20 protein-coding genes are annotated in these 19733 nt (G+C 31.7%); 8 read left to right on the forward strand and 12 right to left on the reverse strand.

What is annotated here, in order from left to right:
• Positions 1-176 precede the first annotated feature (176 nt).
• Both gyrA and lpxC read left to right on the forward strand, forming a co-directional pair.
• Positions 177-2768: a DNA topoisomerase (ATP-hydrolyzing) subunit A gene (gene gyrA, locus GM3709_RS03070; RefSeq protein WP_066116176.1), complete on the forward strand. Its 2592-nt coding sequence runs from the start codon at positions 177-179 to the stop codon at positions 2766-2768.
• 97 nt (positions 2769-2865) lie between these two features.
• Positions 2866-3678, forward strand: coding sequence for a UDP-3-O-acyl-N-acetylglucosamine deacetylase (gene lpxC / locus GM3709_RS03075; RefSeq protein ID WP_066116178.1), 813 nt, complete (start codon positions 2866-2868; stop codon positions 3676-3678).
• Between the two features lie 6 nt (positions 3679-3684).
• Here the strand turns inward: lpxC and GM3709_RS03080 are convergent, their stop codons facing one another.
• From GM3709_RS03080 to argS, 4 genes are all read right to left on the reverse strand, one after another.
• Positions 3685-4254: a GUN4 domain-containing protein gene (locus tag GM3709_RS03080; RefSeq protein WP_066116180.1), complete on the reverse strand. Its 570-nt coding sequence runs from the start codon at positions 4252-4254 to the stop codon at positions 3685-3687.
• 48 nt (positions 4255-4302) lie between these two features.
• Entirely contained in the window at positions 4303-4830 is a 528-nt protein-coding gene (locus GM3709_RS03085) for a shikimate kinase (RefSeq protein ID WP_066116182.1), read from the reverse strand.
• Between the two features lie 16 nt (positions 4831-4846).
• Positions 4847-5791 carry an NAD(P)-dependent oxidoreductase gene (locus tag GM3709_RS03090; protein WP_066116184.1) on the reverse strand — a complete coding sequence of 315 codons (945 nt, stop codon included), beginning with the start codon at positions 5789-5791 and terminating at the stop codon, positions 4847-4849.
• A gap of 92 nt (positions 5792-5883) precedes the next feature.
• Positions 5884-7632 carry an arginine--tRNA ligase gene (gene argS / locus GM3709_RS03095; RefSeq protein WP_066116187.1) on the reverse strand — a complete coding sequence of 583 codons (1749 nt, stop codon included), beginning with the start codon at positions 7630-7632 and terminating at the stop codon, positions 5884-5886.
• Positions 7633-7994: 362 nt separating this feature from the next.
• Here argS and urtC point away from each other — a divergent pair, with 362 nt between their 5' ends.
• Positions 7995-9131, forward strand: coding sequence for an urea ABC transporter permease subunit UrtC (urtC, locus tag GM3709_RS03100; RefSeq protein WP_066116189.1), 1137 nt, complete (start codon positions 7995-7997; stop codon positions 9129-9131).
• A gap of 32 nt (positions 9132-9163) precedes the next feature.
• Here urtC and GM3709_RS03105 read toward each other — a convergent pair whose 3' ends face one another.
• Together GM3709_RS03105 and thiL are read right to left on the reverse strand one after the other, a co-directional pair.
• Complete coding sequence (locus tag GM3709_RS03105; protein ID WP_066116191.1) at positions 9164-9535, reverse strand: PleD family two-component system response regulator; 372 nt, start codon at positions 9533-9535, stop codon at positions 9164-9166.
• Between the two features lie 208 nt (positions 9536-9743).
• The gene (thiL, locus tag GM3709_RS03110) at positions 9744-10733 is read right to left on the reverse strand and encodes a thiamine-phosphate kinase (RefSeq protein ID WP_066116193.1); all 990 of its coding nucleotides are present in this window, start codon (positions 10731-10733) and stop codon (positions 9744-9746) included.
• A gap of 55 nt (positions 10734-10788) precedes the next feature.
• Between thiL and GM3709_RS03115 the strand changes: the two genes are divergently transcribed.
• Together GM3709_RS03115 and GM3709_RS03120 are read left to right on the forward strand one after the other, a co-directional pair.
• Complete coding sequence (locus GM3709_RS03115; RefSeq protein WP_066116195.1) at positions 10789-11457, forward strand: 4'-phosphopantetheinyl transferase superfamily protein; 669 nt, start codon at positions 10789-10791, stop codon at positions 11455-11457.
• Positions 11458-11887: 430 nt separating this feature from the next.
• Positions 11888-12232, forward strand: a complete 345-nt coding sequence (locus tag GM3709_RS03120) for a hypothetical protein (RefSeq protein WP_066116197.1) — start codon at positions 11888-11890, stop codon at positions 12230-12232.
• A gap of 12 nt (positions 12233-12244) precedes the next feature.
• On the opposite strand, the gene GM3709_RS03125 is transcribed toward GM3709_RS03120, so the two are convergent.
• Both GM3709_RS03125 and trxA read right to left on the reverse strand, forming a co-directional pair.
• A complete protein-coding gene (locus GM3709_RS03125; protein WP_066116199.1) occupies positions 12245-13309 on the reverse strand; it encodes an LOG family protein in 1065 nt (354 codons plus the stop codon).
• 83 nt (positions 13310-13392) lie between these two features.
• Entirely contained in the window at positions 13393-13716 is a 324-nt protein-coding gene (gene trxA, locus GM3709_RS03130; RefSeq protein ID WP_017294944.1) for a thioredoxin, read from the reverse strand.
• A 938-nt stretch (positions 13717-14654) separates the two neighbouring features.
• On the opposite strand from trxA, the gene GM3709_RS21295 reads away from it, so the two are divergent.
• Positions 14655-14939, forward strand: a complete 285-nt coding sequence (locus tag GM3709_RS21295; RefSeq protein WP_066116200.1) for an AraC family transcriptional regulator — start codon at positions 14655-14657, stop codon at positions 14937-14939.
• A 78-nt stretch (positions 14940-15017) separates the two neighbouring features.
• Here GM3709_RS21295 and GM3709_RS03140 read toward each other — a convergent pair whose 3' ends face one another.
• Both GM3709_RS03140 and GM3709_RS03145 read right to left on the reverse strand, forming a co-directional pair.
• The gene (locus tag GM3709_RS03140) at positions 15018-15710 is read right to left on the reverse strand and encodes a Uma2 family endonuclease (RefSeq protein WP_066116202.1); all 693 of its coding nucleotides are present in this window, start codon (positions 15708-15710) and stop codon (positions 15018-15020) included.
• Positions 15711-15737: 27 nt separating this feature from the next.
• Positions 15738-16220, reverse strand: coding sequence for a GNAT family N-acetyltransferase (locus GM3709_RS03145; protein WP_066116205.1), 483 nt, complete (start codon positions 16218-16220; stop codon positions 15738-15740).
• Here GM3709_RS03145 and GM3709_RS21620 point away from each other — a divergent pair.
• On the forward strand, positions 16179-16580 hold the full coding sequence (locus GM3709_RS21620; RefSeq protein ID WP_071828005.1) for an HNH endonuclease family protein: 402 nt from the start codon (positions 16179-16181) through the stop codon (positions 16578-16580). The two genes, GM3709_RS03145 and GM3709_RS21620, sit on opposite strands and share 42 nt — an antisense overlap.
• A gap of 26 nt (positions 16581-16606) precedes the next feature.
• Here the strand turns inward: GM3709_RS21620 and GM3709_RS03155 are convergent, their stop codons facing one another.
• Entirely contained in the window at positions 16607-17791 is a 1185-nt protein-coding gene (locus GM3709_RS03155) for a hypothetical protein (protein WP_066116210.1), read from the reverse strand.
• A gap of 395 nt (positions 17792-18186) precedes the next feature.
• On the opposite strand from GM3709_RS03155, the gene GM3709_RS21625 reads away from it, so the two are divergent.
• A complete protein-coding gene (locus GM3709_RS21625; RefSeq protein WP_255359682.1) occupies positions 18187-18312 on the forward strand; it encodes a hypothetical protein in 126 nt (41 codons plus the stop codon).
• A 23-nt stretch (positions 18313-18335) separates the two neighbouring features.
• Here the strand turns inward: GM3709_RS21625 and GM3709_RS03160 are convergent, their stop codons facing one another.
• Entirely contained in the window at positions 18336-19616 is a 1281-nt protein-coding gene (locus GM3709_RS03160; RefSeq protein ID WP_066116212.1) for a TldD/PmbA family protein, read from the reverse strand.
• Positions 19617-19733 lie beyond the last annotated feature (117 nt).

A 19733-nucleotide genomic window follows, 5' to 3' on the forward strand; every position in this document is an offset into this window, starting at 1 on the left:
GAGTCATAGTAAATGGTCAGAATATGCTAAAATGTAATGATTAATTGAACTATAACGGTTTAACAGTTAAAAATCACTCATAAGTGATGATATTAACCTTAAATCATTAAAATTAACTACTGTCATCCTCAAACTCATTATTACAGTAGATAACTAATAATTGCAGAAAAATACTTATGACATCTATCCAAGAACGCATAGTACCCACGAACTTAACCAACGAAATGTCTCGCTCTTACCTAGAATACGCCATGAGCGTTATTGTTGGGAGGGCGTTACCCGATGCAAGGGATGGATTAAAACCTGTTCATCGTCGCATTCTTTACGCTATGTATGAATTAGGATTAATGCCCGATCGACCTTTCCGAAAATGTGCTAGGGTTGTAGGGGAAGTTTTAGGTAAATATCATCCCCACGGTGACACTGCTGTCTATGATGCTTTAGTTAGGATGGCGCAAGACTTTTCCATGCGTAACCCCCTCATAAATGGTCATGGAAACTTTGGTAGTATAGATAATGATCCCCCGGCAGCCATGCGTTATACGGAGTGTCGCTTACAGTCTTTAGCTACTAACGGCCTATTACGGGATATTGAAGCAGAAACTGTTGATTTTATCGATAACTTTGATGGCTCACAACAAGAACCTGTTGTATTACCAGCAAGAGTGCCTCAATTATTATTAAATGGTGCAACGGGTATCGCTGTTGGTATGGCAACTAATATACCCCCTCACAACTTAGGGGAGTTGATTGACGGTGCAGTCGCAATGATTCATAATCCAGAGATTACAGATTTAGAGTTAATGCAATACATACCCGGTCCTGATTTGCCCACAGGGGCTCAAATTTTGGGCAGACAAGGTATTAAAGATGCTTATACTACTGGCAGAGGTTCAATTACCATGCGCGGTGTAGCTAATATTGAGACGGTATCCAATAAAGGCAGACAGGATAAAGAAGCGATTATTGTTACGGAGTTACCTTATCAAACCAATAAAGCTGCCCTTATAGAAAAAATTGCCGAGTTAGTTAATGATAAAAAAATTGACGGTATTTCTGACATTCGAGATGAGAGCGATCGCAATGGGATGCGCATTGTTATAGAATTGAAACGGGATGCTTACCCCAGAGTTGTCTTAAATAATTTATACAAACAAACGGCAATTCAGAGCAATTTTGGAGCAAATATGTTGGCTTTAGTGAACAATGAGCCACAGTTGTTAACCATTCGCAAGTTTTTAGAAGTATTTCTCGAATTTCGTGTCGAAACGATCGTCAGACGTACCCGTTATTTACTCCGTAAAGCGGAAGAAAGAGATCATTTATTACAAGGATTGTTAATCGCTTTAGGCAACCTTGACGCAGTTATCAGAATCATTCGGGGGGCAGCAGATACGGCTAACGCAAAACAAGAGTTAGTCACCAATTTTGAACTGTCAGAAACCCAAGCCGATGCTATCCTACAGATGCAATTACGTCGTTTAACTGCCCTTGAAGCAGAGAAAATCGAAGCGGAACATTTAGATTTAATGGCACAAATCACCGATTTAAACGATATTTTAGCCCGTAGAGAGCGAATTTTTACCATTATTGAAGAAGAGTTATCAGAGATCAAAACCCTTCACGCCACCCCAAGACGTACGGAAATTGTCCAAAATGACGGGGATTTAGGGGATATTGACTTAATCGCTAATGAAAGAGTAGTAATTTTGTTGACGAATCAAGGCTACTTGAAAAAAATGCTAGTTAACACCTTTGAAGCTCAAAATCGTGCCACCAGAGGCAAATCAGGCGCAAAAATTAAAGATGATGACGTGGTAGAACATTTCTTAACAGGATGTGATCACGATCGAGTGTTATTCTTTAGTGATAAAGGGGTGGTGTATGGACTTAGTGCTTATCAAATTCCTTCAAGTTCTCGTACGGCAAGGGGTGTACCCATCGTCCAGTTATTACCTGTTGCTAGTGATGAAAAAATTACCTCTGTCATACCCGTGAGTGAATTTACGGATCATGAATATTTAGTCATGCTTACCAAAAAAGGTTTTATCAAAAAAACTGCCCTTTCTGCCTTTGGCAATATTCGCAGTAACGGTTTAATTGCCATTTCTTTGGAAGATAATGACGAATTGCGATGGGTAAGATTAGCAACGGAAGATGATAGTGTTTTGATCGGTTCTCGTCGTGGTATGGCAATTCATTTTCATGCCGATAATCAACAATTACGTCCTCTTGGTCGAACCGCAAAAGGAGTAAAATCAATGAAGTTACGATCAGGTGATCAAATTATTAGTATGGATATTCTACCCTCTCAAATTGTGGCAAATATTGCCGAAGCAGGAGAAAACGAGGAAGAAGATAATATTTACAGCGATGACAATGAAGAAATACTCGATAATGATACCAGTAAAAATGCTCCTTGGGCTTTAGCGGTGACAACTAGCGGTTATGGTAAAAGAGTTCCCGTGTCTCAATTCCGTTTACAAAGACGGGCAGGTATTGGGGTTAAAGCGATTCGTTTCCGTAAACCGAAGGAAGAATTAGCCGCTTTACACATTGTTAATGGAGATGACGAGTTTATGATTATTACTACTCGTGGTATTATCATTCGTTGTGATGTCAATGCTGTGTCTCTCCAATCTCGTAATGCTAGTGGGGTACGGGTGCAAAAACTTGATTCCGATGATGCGATCGCTGCTATTGCATTAGTACCACCAGCAGGAGAGGAACAAGAGCAAGAACAAGAGCAGGAGCAAGAACAAGAATAAAGAAGGTTTGAGCAAAATTGATATTCTCCCACCGATAAGTTAAAAAAATTGTGTCGGTGGATTCTCATTAGTTCTATTTAAAATTTTGGGTAAAACTATGTTTAGTTCCTTTAAATTATCAGGAATTGGTCTTCATTCTGGTGCGAAAACTACGGTTAAAGTATCCCCCGCAGAAAAAGGAAAGGGGCGTTATTTTGTACGAGTTGATTTACCTGATAAACCTATTATTCCGGCTTCGATCGACTGTATTGCAACTACAACCTTATCTACCGAATTGAGTAATGGAGAAGCTAAAATTAGAACCGTAGAACATTTATTGGCTAGTTTATTTGCTTGTGGTGTCGAAGATGCAGAAATTGCCATTGATGGTTACGAAGTTCCTTTGTTAGATGGTTCAGCACAAATCTGGGTAAATCATATTGACAATAAATCAGAAAATCCTTTTCGAGATATTACCGAAACTATTACCGAAGAAATCTGGGTGAGGAAAGGAGATGCTTTTTGTGCCGTTTTGCCTTCTCCAGAAATCAAGTTTAGTTATGGTGTTGATTATCCTTACCCTGTTTTACAAAATCAATGGTATAGTTGGTATCCTGAAAGAGAACATTTTGTAACGGCGATCGCCCCCGCCCGTACTTTTGGATTTGCAGATCAAATTAAACAGCTACAAACAGCAGGATTAATTAAAGGCGGTACTCTCGAAAATGCCTTAGTATGTGATGATAAAGGTTGGTTAAACCCCCCCTTGCGATTTGAAAACGAGGCCGTCAGACATAAACTATTAGACTTAATTGGAGACTTAAGTTTATTGGGAAAAATACCTCGTGCCCATTATTTAGCCTATAAAGCTAGTCATCAACTTCATACGGAATTAGCAAAAAAAATCAAATTATCACAAATAAGAATATGATCTTTGTTATGCCAAATTACAAGAAATCAGACGAGAAAAGAAAAATGTCACCATCTTTAAACCATAAGGAGATTTCCACCAGTGAGCAGGAAAACACCCATCAGGTGCAGATAAGCTAAAATTCCAACTATCATATTCCTCAAATCGGGCTTGTTTTTTCTCATTTAACCATCCTACAGAATCAGCAAATTCTACTAATATTTTAGTATCTTGAGTTCTCAAAGTATCAATATTTCCCCCTACTTGATAATAGGTTTTCAATTGAATACTAAAACCAAATTTTTCTTCACTATATTTTTTCCATAGTGCATCAATTACGCTCAAAGAGTTACAAGGATATTTAGCAACATCATCAGGAGTTAAATTATCTCTTTGTTTTCCTGCCACCTCTAAGATAATTTTAGTCGTTTCTTCATCAGCCGATCGAATATCTCCTTCTTGTAATAACTGTTGAAGTTTGCCATATCTAACTACATCAGGTAATAAAATTATTTGTCCTTGAAGTTGATTAACAAGATTAGTTAATTCTGTGACTTTAGTTTCTAATTCCGTCAGTCTAGTGTCTGTATCTGTCATAAATAAATGAGTATTTTTACTATTTTTGATATTAACATTCTTTCTTAATTAATCATCTTGATTAAATTCACCAATAAATCTAATAAGATCTTCATTCCAATTTTGATTATATTCTACTTTTTTACCAGAGAACGATCGAAATAATTTTTGATGATTAGTAAAAGAAAACTCATCTTTTCTTATAAAATAATCTTTAATCCATGTTTCTAACATTTTTAGATTAGCATTTTGATCGTCTAAATTTTCATATTTATGACTTTCCCAATCTCTATTTTTAGCATTATTTAGACAAGTATTTAGATCAGGGTTTAGGAAAATTAAAAAATTACCATAAGATAAAATTTCTGCGATTAAATCTCCATAACATCCTTCAATAACCCAATTTTTATTTAAGTTAATAAAATGATTTATGTCTTCCATACTAGAAGATAAAGAACGTCTCACAGGAGTTTCTTGTTTTTCCCATGCCAAAATATCAAGATCAAGATGAGTTAAACTAAATTTTTGCTTTAATTTTAAGGCTAAACTAGATTTTCCTGAGCTAGAATTACCAAGAATAATTATTTTTAATGCCATATCAAGGTTAATGTTTTTAAACTTTAGAAACTGCAAGGAGAGTTGTTAAATTAGGAGCATAAGAATCTAAATTAAATGTTTTAGGATTAACAAATTTCTTATGGACAAAATGACGATAATTTAAACAAAAATAATCCCAATCTGCCATTTGTACATTAAAAACTTTAATAAAAAATTTGGCTAGTAAAATTGATAATGGAATTTGAAAATAAACTTTTTTTCCAAAATAATTACTAATTTCTTTAATGGCTTCATTAACTTTTAAAGATGGATTCGCTAACACAAATTTTTTCTCAAAACTTCTATCTAAATTATTTCTATTTTCTATTAAATAAATAATAACTTTGGCAATGTCTTTAGCGTGGATAAAATGAAAACTACCATCAGCCTCAAACCAACGAATTAAATTGATTAATTTTGGTAAATCTTTTAATCCTGCGGAAAGATGAGAGTAGGGTTTATTTTCGTCGCCGCCAAAAACAAGGGTAGGATACACAGTGATAATTTTATCATACAATTTTAATTCAGATAGTTTAGTAAAACATTGATATTTTGTACGAATATAATCTGTTCCAATTTCTCCTGCTTCGGATAAAAGTTGATTATTTTGATTTAAAATACTCGCTGTAGAAAAGTAAATTATTTGTTGACAATTATCATCGTTTAAACTGTTAATTAAATTAATATTAGCTTCTACATTTATTTGATAAGATTCTTCTTCACCTCCCCAACAAGTGGCTGCTAAAATTGCTATATTTATGGTACTTAATAATTCTTGATAATCGAGAATTTTGGCTAAATCTCCTTGTATAATATGGATTCCTTCTCGATCGTTATAGTTAAATTTTAATTTACTAGGATTTCTGACTAAAAAAAATAATTCATGATCTGTATTTTGAATTAAAAAATCAGCTATATAATGACCGATACAACCACTAGCACCTGTTATAAAAATACGCATATTTAAAATTTATAAAAACAATAGTTTGATCATTATTCACTATAAACTGATTAAGTGCAAAAATTTTTTCATTAACAACTTTGAGATATTAATTACATTCTTTCCAATACAGAAATGCCTAATAAATATAAACCTTGTTTAATAATTTTTGCCGTCAAATCTGCTAAAACTAAACGAGATAGTTTTACCTTTTCTTCTGCTTGTAAAATCGGACATTGATCATAAAATTGATTAAATTTTTGACTTAATTCAAATAAGTATAAACAAAGACGATTTGGTAATAAATCTTTTTCTACTTCTTGGATAATAAAATTGAACTGTAAAAGATGTTTTGCTAATATTAATTCACCATCTTCTGTGAGGATAATATTTTTATCAGAAATTAAACTATTTAAGTCAATATTGCCTTTTCGACTGATACCTTGTACTCGCACATAAGCATATAAAAGATAAGGGGCAGTGTTTCCTTGTAATGCTAACATTTTATCGTAGCTAAATTTATAATCAGTGGTGCGATTTTGGCTTAAATCTGCGTATTTTACTGCACTTAAACCGACTATTTTACTTACTAAATTAACAAAATTTTCATCCTCATTTCTTTTCTCAATTTCTAGGCGATTTTCTAAGTCTTTTTTTGCTCGATCGATAGCTTCATCTAATAAGTCTTTTAAGCGAATAGTCTCACCCGATCGAGTCTTGATTTTTTTGCCATCTTCTGCTAAAACTAGACCAAAAGGTACATGAACTAAATCGACATTATCAGGAATAAAATTAGCTTTTTTTGCTACTTGAAAAACTTGAGCAAAATGATTAGATTGTCCTGCATCAGTGACATAGATTATGCGAGTAGCTTTATCTTCATTAATACGATATTTTAATGCCGCTAAATCAGTAGTAGCGTAATTATAACCCCCATCAGATTTTTGCACAATTAACGGTAAAGGATTGCCTTCTTTATTGACAAAACCATCGAGAAAAACACATTTTGCTCCTTGATTTTCTGTTAAGATATTTGCTGTTTCTAAATCCTTGATAACTTTAGGTAAAAAGGGATTATAAAAAGATTCGCCTCTTTCTGTTAATTTTATATCTAAAAGTTGATAAATAACTTCAAATTCTCTGCGAGATTGTTCACATAGTAATTGCCATGCTTGGATACTTTCTGGATCTTTACTTTGTAGTTTTACTACTTCTTGACGAGCGGTTTCTTGAAATTCTAAATCTTGATCAAATTTTAATTTTGCTTGTTTATAAAGAGTAACTAAATCTCCAATTTCAACAGCGTTAGCAGTAGTTAAAACCTCTGGTTTTTCTATGCGTAAATAAGCAATTAACATCCCAAATTGAGTACCCCAATCTCCCACATGATTTAGTCTTAAAACTTGATGTCCTCTAAATTCTAATATTCGGGCAATACTATCACCAATAATAGTCGATCGAAGATGACCAACGTGCATTTCTTTGGCAATATTTGGGCTAGAAAAATCAACGATAGTAGTGTCAGCTTTATCAGTTTTTATGACTCCTAAACGCTCATCTTGATAAACTAAATTAATTTGTTGAGTAATATATTGAGGGTTAATTTTGATGTTAATAAATCCGGGGCCAGCAATTTCTAAAGGTTCACAAAAATTATCTATATTAATATTATCAATAATTGTTTGAGCGATCGATCTAGGAGGTTTTTGTAAAGTTTTTGCTAAAGATAAAGCAACATTACATTGATAATCTCCAAATTTAGGATTACTGGCAGGTACAACTAAAGGTTCAATTAAAGTTATATTCCCGCCAAAAGCCTGATATAAAGCAGTAGTAAAAATATTTCTAAGTTTTTCAATCATGAAAATATTTGATAAATATATAAAAATAAATATAGTAGGAAGGTTTAATAACTCACTTTTTCAAAACTAATAACTTAAGTCTTCTTAAAAGATTTTAAATACCTATTATTTTCCTAATTATACTATTCGATCGAGCTTAAATATTAGACCTTGATAATTTTAGGGATAAAAGCGCAAAATCTCCCCCTACTTCTAGTATCCTCGTCTTCCTCTTTTTACCTTCATAAGTAAATTAGATGGATTTGAGATTATATCCTGTCTCTAACTATATATGTATCAATTTTTACGAAAGAGAAAACCAGATCTCCTCATAATATTAGGGTTAAATTGCAAATAATACTTATTTAGACGGTAATAAAAAAATGGTAAGTAGTACCTTATCTCAAATCAAACAAAACAAAAAACAAAAATTATGGATAGAAATAGGAGTAATCGTTGGTGTTATCATTCTCTTGTCAATAATTTTACCCATTACTTTAAGTCAATTCCGATTACAGTTATTGGGGAGAATTTTAGCTTTAGCCATCGTTGGTTTAGGTATTGATTTGATTTGGGGTTACACAGGATTACTTAGTCTCGGCCACGGAATTTTCTTTGCTTTGGGGGGGTACGCCTTCGCTATGCACCTAAAATTACAACTACCTGACGGACAATTACCAGAGTTTTTCAACCTTTACGGTGTAACGGAATTACCTTTATTTTGGAAACCTTTTTATTCTTTTCCATTTACTATTATCGCTGTTGTTGTCGTTCCTGCGATCGTAGCTGGATTATTGGGTTACTTAGTTTTTCGTAATCGCATCAAGGGAGTATATTTTTCGATTCTGACTCAAGCGGCGTTGATTGTATTTTTTAACTTTTTTAATGGACAACAAAAATTAATCAATGGTACTAATGGACTAAAAACTGACACTGAGGAGATATTTGGAGTGTTAGCTAGTTCAGATACTGCTCAATTTGCTTTTTATCAATTTACCATACTTTTTCTTTTGCTGTGCTATCTTCTTTGTCGTTGGCTTACTAGCGGTAGATTTGGACGTTTATTAATTGCCATTCGAGATGATGAAAATAGAGTTAGATTCTCTGGTTATGATCCTACATGGTTTAAAGTTGTAGTTTTTGCTGTTTCGGGAGCTATTGCTGGAATTGCGGGTGCATTATACACTGTGCAAACTGCTATTATCACTCCTAGTATAATGGAAGTAGCGTTTTCGATCGAAATGGTTATTTGGGTAGCGGTAGGAGGTAGAGGCACACTGGTAGGTGCAATTATCGGCACTGTATTAGTAAGATTAGGACAAAGTTTCCTTAGTGAGAAATTCCCCGATATATGGTTATTCTTCCAAGGTGCATTATTTTTAATCGTAGTTACAATTTTACCTAACGGTATTGTCGGTTGGTGGCAAAACTGGGCATGGCTTAAACTAAAATCTCTGTTGGGGTTACAATCATCCTTAATTACTTATCCTTCTCTTGAAGAAGTAGAAGAGGAAACCTAACACATGACAATTGACAGTTGACTCTTAATTACCTATCCATTGTGTTTCAGTAGATATTTAATGGTTTTAAGTAATTCCATTGTTTTAAAAGGTTTAATGATATAGGCATCAGCCCCTTGTCTTGTAGCCCAGTGAATGTCAAAGTCTTCTCCTTTTGTGGAACAAATGATTACGGGAACTTTCTCTGTGGTAGGATTTGTTTTTATCCAACGACATAATTCATAACCATTCATTTCTGGCATAACTACATCTGTAATTACTAAGCTAAATTGCTCTTGTTCCATAATTTTGGTCGCTTCTACCCCATTCACAGCCTCTTTTACCTGAATATTAAACTGCTTTAGTGCTTCGCAGATCACTTCTCTGGGAGTATGATTATCATCAACAACTAAAATTTTAATCATGATTTGATTAACACTTGAAAGATTATAGGGAGTAGATGGACTAAATAATTATAGAGAATGATTAGAAATGGATTAGATTTGAACGATTTTTAGTCGCTATAATCCCCATGACAAACCGATTCAATTATAACATAAAACCCGTCTCGTGCTGATTTGTAGCTTTCTTGTTTGAAGAAAAATTTAGCAAGAGGATTTTTTGTACAAAAAGCTAAAAATGCTGATATGTATTCTTTTGGTTTAATAAAAGTTTTGAATAAACATTTTGCTCATCTACTAATTGTATCTCACATGGGGTTGTTATTTCTCCTATAATCTGACATTCTTGAGACAATTGTTGTTTTAACTTATAAGCTATGTCTGAATCAACACATAAAATTAACTCAAAATCTTCTCCCCCATATAATGTCCAATGTAAAGCAGTGTCAAAGTCAGTCATCGCTAGAATTCCTGAGTCTATCGGTATTTTTCTTAAGTTGACGATGGCACCCATCTTACTTTTGTTACATATTTGAATAATAGCATCGGCTAAACCATCACTACTATCCATCCCTGTAATTTTTCCATAAGGTTTACAATTAGCTAAGGTTTTAATGACATCTAAACGGGGTTGAGGGTATTGGTGTGCCAAAATTACCTTTTCTTTCGTTTTACTGCTCACATGACTATATTTTTCGGGATAGAGTAACATTTCTAGTCCTGCTCTTGCTAATCCATGACTACCTGTTATTACAATTAAGTCTCCCGCTTGGGCTGTATGACGATAGATAGCTTCACTCTCATGGACTTCTCCTAAAGCAGTGATGGCAATGGTATTGACGACAGAACTTGTTATATCTCCACCTACAATTGTACAGTTAAAATGTGTTAAACATTGTTTCATACCCTGATAAACTGCTTCTATCCAAGATATTTCTGTGTCTTTTTTTAGAGATAAGCCAACGGTAATGGCTTTGGGAGTCCCCCCCATAGCGGCTATATCTGAAAGGTTTGCGGCGACTGCACGATAACCAATGGAATGAGGAGGAGTTGTTCGATCACTAAAATGAACATTTTCCACTAAAATATCTGTAGTAACTACTAATTTTTTATGGGTACTAATATCAAGAATTGCTCCATCATCTCCATTTTTAGCTTGATCACAATATTGATTTATGATAGCTAATAATTGATGTTCTCCTATATCTTTTACCTTTAACATAATCAACCAATAATTTTTTTAGAAAAGATTATTTTATATAGTTTTATTTAATCTTATGTGGGAAAACCCGCCTCAAAAATTAATCTTAAATAATAATGATGTTCATATTTGGTTATTAGATATTAATGAATTTTTATCAGAAAATATTGTTAGTTATTTTGATATTTTGTCATCTGATGAACAAGAGAAATTTAATACTTTTAGTCGTAAATTACAAGGACATCGATTTTTAATTAATAGAGCATATTTAAGGATAATTTTAGCTCAATATTTACAAATAAGTCCTCAAGAAATATTGTTTAACTATAGTCAAAAAGGAAAACCAAGTCTCAATATAAAAACTAATCCTGAGAAAATTTATTTTAATGTTTCTCATAAATATAATTATACCATATATGCGATCGCTAGGAAAAATTTAGGAATTGACTTAGAAAAAATTGATCCTCAAGTCAATATACAAAAAATAGCTCAAAGGTTTTTTTGTCTTGAAGAATATGAATGTTTAAAACAATTAAATAGTCAGGATAAAGCTAAATATTTTTTTACATTATGGACTATTAAAGAAGCCTATTTAAAATCGATCGGAGAAGGTTTATCAGGAGGATTAAACAGCATATATATAAACTTATTACAACAAAAATTAAATTATCAATTAATTAATTATCAAGAAAAAAAAAAATTAATTGCTATACTAAAACATGGAATTTATTTGAAGACTATATAATGAGTATTGTTATTAACTCTAATTATTATAATTGGAATATTCAAACTTATATAGCAATATTATCTAAGTTGTAAAAAAAACGTAATTAAAAAGGCAAGATAATCAGTATCTTTGATATTCTTTTCTAATAATTGATTGTTCACAAATGATTTAGGAATTATATATTAGAAATTATGGCTCTCCTACAGTAGTTATGACAAATTAATAGAAAATAATTAATATAAACTTTGATAGCTATAGCTTTGACTCTTTTAAAAATGCAATTATTATAAATTAACAGTTTGAATTTAACCTAATACCTGCTACCTGATACCTGACACCTTTTTTTAGACATAATTTATCATATTCAAAGTAGAAGAGCCGAAATTATTTATAGTAAAAAATATGAATAAGTTTTATAATTATCAAGGAATGAGAAAAATTAAATAAAATGATTAAAAATAAAATTGATACTTTTTTATGGATAACAATAATTTTTTTAGGTAGTTGTTCTCAGAATAAAGTATTTAGTCAAGAAAATGATATTTTGACTATAGCAACAGTTCAAGATTTAGTTAACGGTGATTTAATCTGTTATGCAACTTTAATTGATGATAATGGACAAGAAAGTACTATGGGTGCTAGTTTTGAAATTTGTGAAAAACCAGATCAATACTTGAATAAAAAAGTAAAATTAACTTATGAATTAGCTAATATTAATGATTGTGAAAGTAATGAGCCTTGTGGGAAAACTCGTCAAGAATTGATTATTATAGAAATGGAAACGATCGAATAAAGATGATTAATATTAACGAAATTGAGGTTCACAATAAGGAGAATTTTCGCAGGGAAAAGTATTAATTAAATTAATCATTTGATATAAACGACTAAATTTTCTGGATTGAAGATAAAAACCAATACGAGGTAAATAAGGGATGTCTTGTTTTTCTTTTGGAAGTATTGATATTTGCTCAATTTTACCCTTAATTAATATATCTTTAAATTCTTCATTTAATAGTTCAATTTGCTCACTGGTTAAGTCATAATTCAGTCTTACCACAAATAAATCTTTTACATAGCGACAAGAATGATATACTCGGTAAAATTGCAAAATAGTATCACAAGCAGTTTGAATATTATCGGTTATAGTGTAAATTTTAGTATCTTCTGGTTCAACATAGCCCCCTTCTAAGAGATGATCACAAACATAATTATGCCAGCTATGCCAATATTTCCCATTTGGTTTATCCATTAACACTAAAGGAATGGGAGGTTGTCTCCCTGTTTGACATAATGTAATAGTTTCAAATGCCTCGTCTTGAGTGCCAAATCCTCCGGGAAATAGTACGATCGCATCACTCTCTTTTAAGAAGAACAATTTACGGGTAAAAAAATACTTAAATCTAATTAATTTGGGATCATTATTAATAAAAGAATTAGGAGTTTGTTCAAAAGGTAACTTTACATTTAAACCAAAAGAATTATCAGAGGTTGCGCCTTCATTTCCCGCCGCCATAATTCCTCCTCCGGCCCCAGTTAAAACCATAAAACCTAAAGTAGTAACTTGTTGAGCAAACTCTTTAGCTAACTGATATTCAGGCTCATTGATAGGAGTTCTAGCTGAACCAAAAATAGTAATTTTTCGATGTTGACGATAATCAGAAAAAACTCTAAATCCTTTTTCTAAATCTTTTAAAGTTGCACTCAAAATTTTCCATTCTAAAGAGTCAATTTTATCTTTTTTAGCAATTTTAGCTAAGGTTTTTAAAGATCTTTTTAACCACTTACTTCCATTATAATCAGGTAATTTTCTTAATAGATCTTCACAATTTGCTGATTGATTAATAATACTTTTATTGTTTAATAAAGACATTTTTTTTGCTCAATACAAAAATTCCCACGTCATCACAATCGTTAACGTGGGGTGGGATGAAATAAGTTTTTTTTTAAAACTCCTTAAAGGTGCTTTTCCAATGTATTAGATAGAGTAGTTTTAGGTACTGCACCCACCACCATTTCTAATTTTTGGCCACCTTTAAAAACCATCAGAGTAGGAATACTACGAATCCCATACTGACTAGCAATTTGAGGATTTTCGTCGGTGTTTAGTTTGACTACTTTAACCTTACCTTCGTATTGTTGCGCGATTTCTTCGACTACGGGAGCTACCATACGACAAGGGCCACACCAAGGAGCCCAAAAATCTACCAATACAGGTAATTCACTATCTAAAACTACTTCTTTAAAATCCGCTTCTTTGACTTCTGTCACTTCCGACATTTTGCTTTATTCCTTAACTAGATTATTTGCATTTTAAATACTATCAGATTTTACCATAGCAAATAATAGACCTCTTGCTGTCAATTATTTCTATAAGTTTACAATTCCAGTTAATACTTGATGGTTAATTTTTACTATTCACAAATAGAAATCCGCCTCCACTTTATCAGCAAAGACGGTTTATGGTGTGAGGAGTGAACGGAAACTTTGTCTCCGTCATCTTTATTTTAACGCACTTTTGGGTGTCAATGTTGTTAAATCTGTGTGCTGACGATAAAAATTATAGGTAAACAGAGGGAAAAGGGAATAGCAAACAGAAAAAAGTAATAAGAATTAATTTATTTCAATTATTTATTTTATCGATAATTCTCAGGGAGACAAAGCAAAAATATCGGAAGAAAAATAGTTAAAAATCATCCCTTATAGCAAAATTTAGAAGTAGTCAAAAATAATCAAATTTATCAGGTAAATGATACATATTGGACAAGTTCAAGTGGTATTTCCTCGATCATAAAATAGTAGATGATTTAGAGAATTTTATGAAAAAAAAGATTAGTTGTGAAAAAAGTTATTCTGAGTCATAGCGAAGAAATCTCAAAGTATTAATTTTGAGAAAAATGTATAATTTATAATTAGATAAAATGTCTGAAATAAAAAATGATCGGACTTTCAACTGTCAACCAGGCTAATTATTGGCAACAAGAATCAGAATCTTTTGTGACTTCATCAGGAGAAAAAGAATTAATTTAGCGTGAAAAAAGTTTATTAGGATATTCTATTGAAAAATATATCCCTTTACGCTGTGATTTATATTTAGAAAGTAAAGTCTTATAATTATTAGCTTTGTGGCTAGGAGAAAATAATAATCAACAAGAATTTATCAGCAATCTTCTCTCAGTAAAAAAGATATTATTATTCTACAATAAGTAAAAAATATTATGGAGAAAAATTTACAGAATCTACCTAGTTTAAAAGACTTATCTCGACAATTATTTATCAATGAATGTAAATTAAAATCAGGTTTTAAGCAATTATTTAAAACAACAATTTATGGTTATTTACACCATAAAAGAATGGTCTATGCTCACAGTTTATTAACACAAAAAAAGATGAAAGTAACAGATGTTGCTCATATGTGCGGTTATGCTAGTTTACCTTCTTTTTCTAAGGCTTTTAAAAAATATTTTGGGGTTAATCCTAAGTTCGATCGAATCAAAAAATAGAATGCGATCGGACACCAAAAATCTAACTTAAATAGTTTAAATTTAACCTCATACCTAACACCTGAGATAACACTTTTTTTAATCAAGATTTATACCTTGTTGACGCAATTGTTCTTTTAATTCTTGTAATTCTTTTTCGGCTTTTTGTGCCGATTCATCACCTGTCAAAAGTAAATTACCATTTTCATCACACCAACGCAACCATACACCATTAAAATTTTCAAATTCTCCCTCCCATAAAGTTAACCCTAAATTAACTCCTTCTAACCAAGTTTCAGATATTTCTTGATAATTTATTCCTGTGAGTTTAAATATCCTTAAAACTTTTTCACCTAAATATTTTTGAGGATCATAAACAACATAATAAATCACTCTCATATTTTGATAAATTTTCAGCTTTTCATCTAATTCTCCCCCTACTTTATTCGAGACAATTTCGATCGCAACTTCGGGAGTTTTGCCAAATTCCCAAACAAGATAACAACGATGATTTTTTTCCCACAAATTAGGAGGAGTGGTGACATCTAAACTCAAGAAAAAATCTGGTACGATGGGCGGTTGACCAATATTATAATAAATACCAACATTGGCATCTGCTAAAAAAACTTGTTCTTTTCTGGCATTGTAAAGAATATTCGTTAAAAATCTTTGTTGTTTTGGTGAACCAAAATTATCCACTGGTGTATCATCCTCTGTGATTAAATTACTAACGTCAGGTTTGGGGATAAATTCTACTTCGTTGTTAGTGGGAATTTGTATTTGTGCTACCATTGTTATCTACTTCCTTAAACCTTTTTTTCATTGTAACTTTTTCTGCCAAAATAACGCTCTACCCATATCAGGATTTAACTGATAACCTTCAAAACCAAAAGTCCGATAAGCCGATTTTGCGATCGAATTTCCCTCTAATACTTCTAAAGTGAGTTTACAACATCCCAACTCAAGGGCAATATCTTCAACTGTTTGTAATAATAATTTAGAGATACCCCGACGACGATAATTAGGGGAGACGATTAAATCATGAATATTTAATAAAGGTTTACAGGCAAAAGTTGAGAAGCCTTCGATCGCAATTATTAACCCTGCTGGTTTATGATCTATAAAGGCTAAAATTGTATGAATAGATTTTCTTTTCGCCAATTCGATGGTTAAATTGCTTTTAACATAATGTGATAATTCTTCCCCACCTCCCATAGAATCAAGGGCATAGGTATTCATTAAATCGACAACTGCCTCGCTATGGGCTGGTATATTAAAATCTGCTTTTATAACTTCTATCATTGTTTTTTTCCATTTGTTCTGTTCTATATTCGTGTAATTCGATCATTTTATCGGCTTTCCATAAATTTTCACGGGAAGATTTTTCCCGAATCTCTTAGTAATCAATTGCAAGAATATTTTAGCGATAATCAAATAGAAGAAATGGTTTATCGTTTAGGAAATATGACTCTTTTAGAACCTAATTTAAACCGTCAAATAGGTAATAAAAACTATACTTTAAAAAAAGAAATTTATCAACAAAGTAATTATCAATTAACTAAAAATATTCAAGCTGAAGAATGGAATCCTGAGAGTTTACATAGAAGACAAATACAGTTAACAAAAAAAGCAATACAGATACGGCGATCGAGTTTTTTGTAGATAAAAAATATTGTATTTTTGAAAAATTAAAATAAAGGCTTTCTATCATTATTAATCTTAAATTGGTTTTGAAGGTCATTTATTTTTTTCATATTTTCCTGATATTGTGATACTATATCTGATATTTGTCTATTACTATTAATTATTTTTTCGATTGGAATAGGAGGAATAATTGGAATATCCACTGGTTTTATTATTTGTGCTATTGGAATAGGAGGAATAATTGAAATATTCATTGGTTTTATTATTTGTGCTATTGGAATAGGAGGAATAATTGAAATATTCATTGGTTTTATTATTTGTGTTATTGGAATAGGAGGAATAATTTGGCTATTCATCTGTTTGATTAATTTGTCAATAATTGTTTTTGCATTCATATTAATATTTTCTTTTTCAGTATCAGATAATTTTGTTTTAGCTGAATTTATTATGTGTTTTAGTTTGTCTCGAAATTCTTTAATTTTATTTAATTCATAAAGTGCAATCAAACGATAGTGCATCACACGATTACGGGCAGGAATAATAAAATTTTGTAAAATTTTCTCAAGTTCTTTCCAAGAGTCTTGATCTTCAAAATAATAAGAAAATACATCATCCCAAAAAGAAATAGTTTTCTGACGGTTTTTAATTTCTTGTCGTAATTTTTTAATATCATTACTTGTTGATAATAACTCATCTAAATCAGCAACTTTAATAGGTGAATCAGGTGTCCATTTCTGAATCTTGGTTGTAAAAATTCCGATTAAATCATCAAAAAAAGAAAAAGAGATAGGATGTTGTAAATTGACATAATCTTCTATCTCATTATTTTCAATATTTTGAATTTTTTTTTGAGTGTTATTTGGGATAAATAAAGACCACCAATCAAATCCGAACACATTAATCATTGCTTCATTGATAAAATGTCTCAAAGTTAATTCAATTTCAGCTAAGAGGGGATATGCTTCGAGTCTTACAAAATCTGCTAACTCATCTTTAACAATAAAACAATATTGACGGTCAAAATTTAAGTTTGCACGACACTTTTCAATTATTGTATTTGTTGAATGTATTGATAATACTAAGTAATTTTTATTCTTAGAAACGTTAAATATTAAGTTATTATCATCAATGTATTGTTTAAATTTACTTTGGTTTTTAAATTTATTTTCTAGTTCTGCCTTAGAATATTTGTTTGAGTCAATCCAATATTCGAGTAAATATTTTTTCATGTTGATTAATTATCTGTATTTTATCAAACTAATATGAGTAATAATATACTAACAATTACTTTTACAAACTCTCGAATAAACAAGTACATATTTAGTACGGATTCCCGTACAAGGGAAATACTAGGTGAAATCCATTATTGATTAATATTTAATTACTTTTTACTTTGTCACTCAAAATTAGCTAAATTCGATCGAACAAAATTGTTGACATCAATCTATTTACATTAAGTTATTTTTATTCTCATTATATCTACAATATTTAATATTTAATTCGATCCTACTACTAGACACTAACAAAAAAAACTCCCTTTAGGATAAGAAAAAATTTTCAAGATTCTTTACACTATAAAGTTAACTACAAAAAATATGCAATAGTGTGAAGGAATAAATTAAAAATGAAATCATCTTGGTTATGGTGTAGAATAACTCTACAAAGTCTCTGGTTAATCTCTGCTATCAACGCTGAAACTACCATCAAACAACCTCAAAGAGTCACAGATTTAGAGCAGAAAAGAAGTTGATCTTAACTCTATTCTCCCAAAGTTTAACCTGAAACGAGAGAAAGCTGATTAATCACCATAGAAGGAGTATAACAAGAACCACTCCAAACTCGATCGAAACCTAATAAATCAACATTTTGCAGGGCTTGATAAACATTTCCAGCTATCATGGTGTCTTTGATTCTACCGACAATTTCTCCTTGTGTAACTCGATAACCTAAGTCAATGTTAAAGGAAAAATCACCAGAAATATCTGCACCACCGCCTAAAATTTGGTCAATAATTACTCCATTTTTCATGTTATTAATTAATTCCCCGAAGGAAAATTTACCCTCATCAATGACAAGATTAATTAAGTCGGGAGTAGGATAACTGCCTAAACTGGGGCGAAAACCATTACCTGTATTAGAAAGACCTAATTTTTTGGCGGTTTTTTTATCAGTGTAAAAACTGGTTAAAATACCGTCTTGAATCAAGTTGAGAGATTGAGATATACTACCTTCATCATCAAACGGGCAATTGTAGGGTTGTAAGTCAGGTTGTTGACGAATATTAAGACAAGGAGAGATAACTTGTTTTTGGAAGGATTCACTCCAAGGTGATGATTTATCAAGGATTTTTTTCCCGTTTAAGGCTTCGGTGATGGTTTCCCACAGAGTAACAACGGCATTAGGTGTAAATAAAACGGGCATTTTACCAGTATTTAAAACGGTGTTTTTTTCTGCCCATTGTAATCTCTGTAAAATTGCATCAATCATAGGAGTCATATCAAGGAATTCATGACTATATTCTCCGTCGTAAATGCCTAAAAAGTCTTCATCTCTGACTAATTCTACTCCCAAAGAAGCACTATAACTGTTATCGGTTTGTTGACAGTATAACCCACGAGAGTTAACTAGGGTGGTAGTTTCTATTTCCCATTCCATGTCAAGGTTAACGATTACTTCTGGATACTTATCTGTAATATGCTCGATCGAATTTTTGCCTTGACTAATAAGAGATTGAAGATCTGGTTCTTGGGTAAAATTAGGGTAAATTAACTTATTATGATCATTTAAAAGAGGTTCTTCTGGTTCATTTAATTCAGAAATAGCCATGGCTTTTAGAATCAAATCATCGGCATTAAAATCTCCATAGGCAACTACTAAGCCGGGGCAACCATTATGCCATAATCTCAACGCAACACCAGTAGTTTGTGCGCTTTCAATTTGTTTTAAACGGTTAGCTTCAAAAGAAAGAGGACGAGAATAGGATTTAACTTGATATACTTCTACATCAGTAATCCCTTTTTTTAGAGTTAACGCCAATAATTCTTCTGCCAACATAAATTCAAAATATCTTAATAACCTTAATCATCATAATCGATCATCACTCTAGTTTTAGTTTATATAGCATCACTAAATCATTTGTGATAATTTTAAATACTTTTAATTATTAAATTT

It is taken from the genome of Geminocystis sp. NIES-3709 (assembly GCF_001548115.1).
Classification (GTDB): domain Bacteria; phylum Cyanobacteriota; class Cyanobacteriia; order Cyanobacteriales; family Cyanobacteriaceae; genus Geminocystis.